Annotated in this window: 1 tRNA gene and 3 rRNA genes; all 4 read right to left on the bottom strand. The window is 48.8% G+C overall.

The features are described 5' to 3' along the window. Positions 1-10: 10 nt before the first annotated feature. The 4 genes from rrf to H7198_RS06850 all read right to left on the bottom strand — a co-directional run bounded on the left by rrf (position 11) and on the right by H7198_RS06850 (position 5,012). A 5S ribosomal RNA gene (gene rrf / locus H7198_RS06865) occupies positions 11-127 on the bottom strand. A gap of 76 nt (positions 128-203) precedes the next feature. Then, a 23S ribosomal RNA gene (locus H7198_RS06860) occupies positions 204-3,109 on the bottom strand. A gap of 182 nt (positions 3,110-3,291) precedes the next feature. Next, positions 3,292-3,364 (bottom strand) — tRNA-Ala (locus H7198_RS06855). A gap of 98 nt (positions 3,365-3,462) precedes the next feature. Beyond that, positions 3,463-5,012 (bottom strand): 16S ribosomal RNA (locus H7198_RS06850). Together the 16S, 23S and 5S rRNA genes with 1 tRNA gene alongside form the textbook arrangement of a ribosomal RNA operon. Positions 5,013-5,350 lie beyond the last annotated feature (338 nt).

Here is a 5,350-nt window from a genome sequence, read left to right as displayed (position 1 = left end):
ATATGTACAGGCATCGCATCGTCCTATCCTCGCAGCCAGCGTTCCGGCAACTACTTTTGGCGCTAAAGAGCTTAACTTCTGTGTTCGAGATGGGAACAGGTGGTTCCTCTTTGCCATCGACACGACACCTTTTGAGCTTTTACACTCAAAACTAAATAATCCTTACTTCTCTTTTTTCCTAAATAAACCACTCATTTGACTCTTTGGTTAAGTCCTCGACCGATTAGTACTAGTCCGCTCCATGCCTCACAGCACTTTCACTTCTAGCCTATCTACCTCATCATCTCTGAGGGGTCTTACTCTATTAATTAGATGGGAAATCTCATCTCGAGGCGAGTTTCACACTTAGATGCTTTCAGCGTTTATCTCATCCATACATAGCTACCCAGCGATGCTCCTGGCGGAACAACTGGTACACCAGCGGTATGTCCATCCCGGTCCTCTCGTACTAAGGACAGCTCCTCTCAAATTTCCAACGCCCGCGACGGATAGGGACCGAACTGTCTCACGACGTTCTGAACCCAGCTCGCGTACCGCTTTAATGGGCGAACAGCCCAACCCTTGGGACCGACTACAGCCCCAGGATGCGATGAGCCGACATCGAGGTGCCAAACCTCCCCGTCGATGTGGACTCTTGGGGGAGATGAGCCTGTTATCCCCAGGGTAGCTTTTATCCGTTGAGCGATGGCCCTTCCATGCGGAACCACCGGATCACTAAGTCCTACTTTCGTACCTGCTCGAGTTGTCTCTCTCGCAGTCAAGCTTGCTTTTGCCTTTACACGCAGCAGATGATTTCCAACCATCCTGAGCAAACCTTTGAGCGCCTCCGTTACCTTTTAGGAGGCGACCGCCCCAGTCAAACTGCCCACCAGACACTGTCCTCGACCGGGATAACCGGCCAGAGTTAGAATGTTCATACAACGAGGGTAGTATCCCACTTGGCGACTCCGACTAGACTAGCGTCCAATCTTCAACGTCTCCTACCTATGCTGTACAAGCAGCACAAACATTCAATATCAAGCTACAGTAAAGCTCCATGGGGTCTTTCCGTCCTGTCGCGGGTAACCCGCATCTTCACGGGTATTTAAATTTCACCGAGTCCCTCGTTGAGACAGTGCCCAAATCGTTACGCCTTTCGTGCGGGTCGGAACTTACCCGACAAGGAATTTCGCTACCTTAGGACCGTTATAGTTACGGCCGCCGTTTACTGGGGCTTCAATTCATGCCTTCGACTTGCGTCTAAGCACTCCTTTTAACCTTCCAGCACCGGGCAGGCGTCAGCCCCTATACTTCATCTTACGATTTTGCAGAAACCTGTGTTTTTGATAAACAGTCGCTTGGGCCTTTTCACTGCGGCTGGTCCGGAGACCAGCACCCCTTCTCCCGAAGTTACGGGGTCATTTTGCCGAGTTCCTTAACGAGGGTTCTCTCGCTCACCTTAGTGTTCTCCACTCGACTACCTGTGTCGGTTTGCGGTACGGGTAGTATATTGCTCCCTAGAAGCTTTTCTCGGCAGTGTGACGTCACAGACTTCGTTACTTTATTTCACTCCCCATCACAGCTTGTCAGTACAGGTAAAAGCATTTCACTCTTACCAAGACTTACTGCTTGGACACACATCCAATCGTGTGATCTGTTAGCCTACTGCGTCCCTCCATCGGTCAAACGCTTTATACTAGTACAGGAATCTCAACCTGTTATCCATCGACTACGCCTCTCGGCCTTGCCTTAGGTCCCGACTAACCCTGGGTGGACGAGCCTTCCCCAGGAAACCTTAGTCATTCGGTGGACAGGATTCTCACCTGTCTTTCGCTACTCATACCGGCATTCTCACTTGTAAGCGCTCCAGCAGTCCTCACGGTCTACCTTCGTCGCCCTTACAACGCTCTCCTATCGCGTGTTAACACGCCTGCAGTTTCGGTAATATGTTTAGCCCCGGTACATTTTCCGCGCAATGGCACTCGACTAGTGAGCTATTACGCACTCTTTAAATGGTGGCTGCTTCTAAGCCAACATCCTAGTTGTCTATGCACTATCACATCGTTTTCCACTTAACATATATTTGGGGACCTTAACTGGCAGTCTGGGCTGTTCCCCTTTCGACGGTGGATCTTATCACTCATCGTCTGACTCCCATTCATACATATCTGGCATTCGGAGTTTATCAAATTTTGGTAACCCGAGATGGGCCCCTAGACTTAACAGTGCTCTACCTCCAGTATGCTTATAATGAGGCTAGCCCTAAAGCTATTTCGGAGAGAACCAGCTATCTCCAAGTTCGTTTGGAATTTCACCGCTACCCACAGTTCATCCGAGGAATTTTTAACTTCCACCGGTTCGGCCCTCCAGTAAGTTTTACCTCACCTTCAGCCTGACCATGGGTAGGTCACCTGGTTTCGGGTCTACAGCATCGTACTATTCGCGCTATTCACACTCGCTTTCGCTGCGGCTCCGGTCTTTCCACCTTAACCTTGCACGATACCGTAACTCGCCGGTTCATTCTACAAAAGGCACGCCATTACCCATTAACGGGCTCTGACTTCTTGTAGGCGTCGTGGTTTCAGGAACTATTTCACTCCCCTTCCGGGGTGCTTTTCACCTTTCCCTCACGGTACTGGTTCACTATCGGTCACTAGGGAGTATTTAGCCTTACGGGATGGTCCCCGCGGATTCCGACCGGATTTCTCGTGTCCGGCCGTACTCAGGATACTGTCTGGAGATCAGGCATCTTTCGGTTACGGGATTATCACCCTCTTTGATAACGCTTCCCAACGTTTTCACCTAAATGCTGATTTGGTAACTCAACGACAGTCCTACAACCCCAGAATGCAAGCACTCTGGTTTGGGCTCTTCCCACTTCGCTCGCCGCTACTATGGGAATCGATTTTTCTTTCTGCTCCTGCTGCTAATGAGATGTTTCAGTTCACAGCGTATTCCTCTAGTAAGCTATGTATTCACTTACTAGTAACATTAAAATGTTGGGTTTCCCCATTCGGAAATCTCCGGATCATAGCGTACTTACCGCTCCCCGAAGCTTATCGTAGTTAGTCACGTCCTTCATCGGCTCCTAGTGCCAAGGCATCCACCACGCGCCCTTATTCACTTAACCACAACTACTAATAGTTGGATCAGTTTTATGAGTTGGTCATTTTTCAGACCTGCGATTAAACCGTTCTTTTTTAAAGAACTTGTGTTGTTTCTCGGTTTATTTAAGAATCAATTTCTTGATTTTAAAAGATTTTCTTGATTATTCAGTTTTCAATGTTCAAGCTTGACTGTTTGACCAGTCAATGGAGAATATCGGGATCGAACCGATGACCCCCTGCTTGCAAAGCAGGTGCTCTCCCAGCTGAGCTAATCCCCCGTACCTAATCGGTAGAGTAGACACACTCAAAACTAAACAAAACTTTGTAACAATTCAAATTAGCACCTAAGCCGCTGTAACGTTCCGGTTATCCTTAGAAAGGAGGTGATCCAGCCGCAGGTTCTCCTACGGCTACCTTGTTACGACTTCACCCCAGTCATCAGTCCTGCCTTAGACGGCTCCTCCCCGAAGGTTAGGCCACCGGCTTTGGGCATTACCAACTCCCATGGTGTGACGGGCGGTGTGTACAAGACCCGGGAACGTATTCACCGCGGCATGCTGATCCGCGATTACTAGCGATTCCGACTTCATGTAGTCGAGTTGCAGACTACAATCCGAACTGAGACGTACTTTAAGAGATTCGCTTACCTTCACAGGTTTGCTGCTCGTTGTATACGCCATTGTAGCACGTGTGTAGCCCAGGTCATAAGGGGCATGATGACCTGACGTCGTCCCCGCCTTCCTCCGGTTTGTCACCGGCAGTCTGTCTAGAGTGCCCAACTAAATGCTGGCAACTAAACATAAGGGTTGCGCTCGTTGCGGGACTTAACCCAACATCTCACGACACGAGCTGACGACGGCCATGCACCACCTGTCACTTTGCTTCCGAAGAAGACAGCCTAATCTCTTAGACCTTCAAAGGATGTCAAGACCTGGTAAGGTTCTTCGCGTTGCTTCGAATTAAACCACATGCTCCACCGCTTGTGCGGGTCCCCGTCAATTCCTTTGAGTTTCAACCTTGCGGTCGTACTCCCCAGGCGGGATACTTAATGCGTTTGCTTCGTCACTAAAGGGCGGAAACCCTCTAACAACTAGTATCCATCGTTTACGGTGTGGACTACCAGGGTATCTAATCCTGTTTGCTACCCACACTTTCGAGCCTCAACGTCAGTTGCAGTCCAGTAAGCCGCCTTCGCCACTGGTGTTCTTCCATATATCTACGCATTCCACCGCTACACATGGAGTTCCACTTACCTCTACTGCACTCAAGTTCGACAGTTTCCAAAGCCATTCCACAGTTGAGCTGTGGGCTTTCACTTCAGACTTATCGAACCGTCTGCGCTCGCTTTACGCCCAATAAATCCGGATAACGCTCGGGACATACGTATTACCGCGGCTGCTGGCACGTATTTAGCCGTCCCTTTCTGGTATGGTACCGTCACTGCTCATGCATTTCCTCATGAACCCGTTCTTCCCATACAACAGTGCTTTACGACCCGAAAGCCTTCATCACACACGCGGCGTTGCTCCATCAGGCTTTCGCCCATTGTGGAAGATTCCCTACTGCAGCCTCCCGTAGGAGTTTGGGCCGTGTCTCAGTCCCAATGTGGCCGGTCAGTCTCTCAACTCGGCTATGCATCATCGTCTTGGTGAGCCTTTACCTCACCAACTAACTAATGCACCGCGAATCCATCTTAAAGCGCTGCAAACGCAGCTTTTAACCTTGTAGCATGTGCTACTGGGTTTTATCCGGTATTAGTCACTGTTTCCAGTGGTTATCCCAGACTTTGAGGTAGGTTATTCACGTGTTACTCACCCGTTCGCCACTTACTTGGAAAGTGCAAGCACTTTCCGCTGTTCGTACGACTTGCATGTATTAGGCACGCCGCCAGCGTTCATCCTGAGCCAGGATCAAACTCTCATGTTAAAGTTTGAAGATTGCTCTTCGATTAAACTGACTATTTGTTATCTATCCGATAACGCCTATCCGTTTATTGTTTGTTACGAATTGACTTCGCAAATTTGTTAGTAACAGCTGTCAAAGCTGTTACTCGTTACAGATTTGTTTGTTCAAAGTTTTGTTCAGTTTTCAATGTGCTAACCCGATTGGGCAACTCATTTATTGTAACAGATGTTAGCAACTTGTGCAACAACTATTTTTATGAGTTTTGCTGGTGATTATCAAGCAAAACTTGATAACCGCTTGTCCCTCGCAAGGAACAATAATTAGTATACCGGCATTGACCCGTTCGGTCAATGCTTTTT

This window comes from Fructobacillus sp. CRL 2054 (assembly GCF_028764065.1).
In the GTDB taxonomy this organism is placed as follows: domain Bacteria; phylum Bacillota; class Bacilli; order Lactobacillales; family Lactobacillaceae; genus Fructobacillus.
The sequence above is the reverse complement of the archived record's forward strand: the minus strand, read 5'-3'. Positions and strand labels throughout refer to the sequence as shown.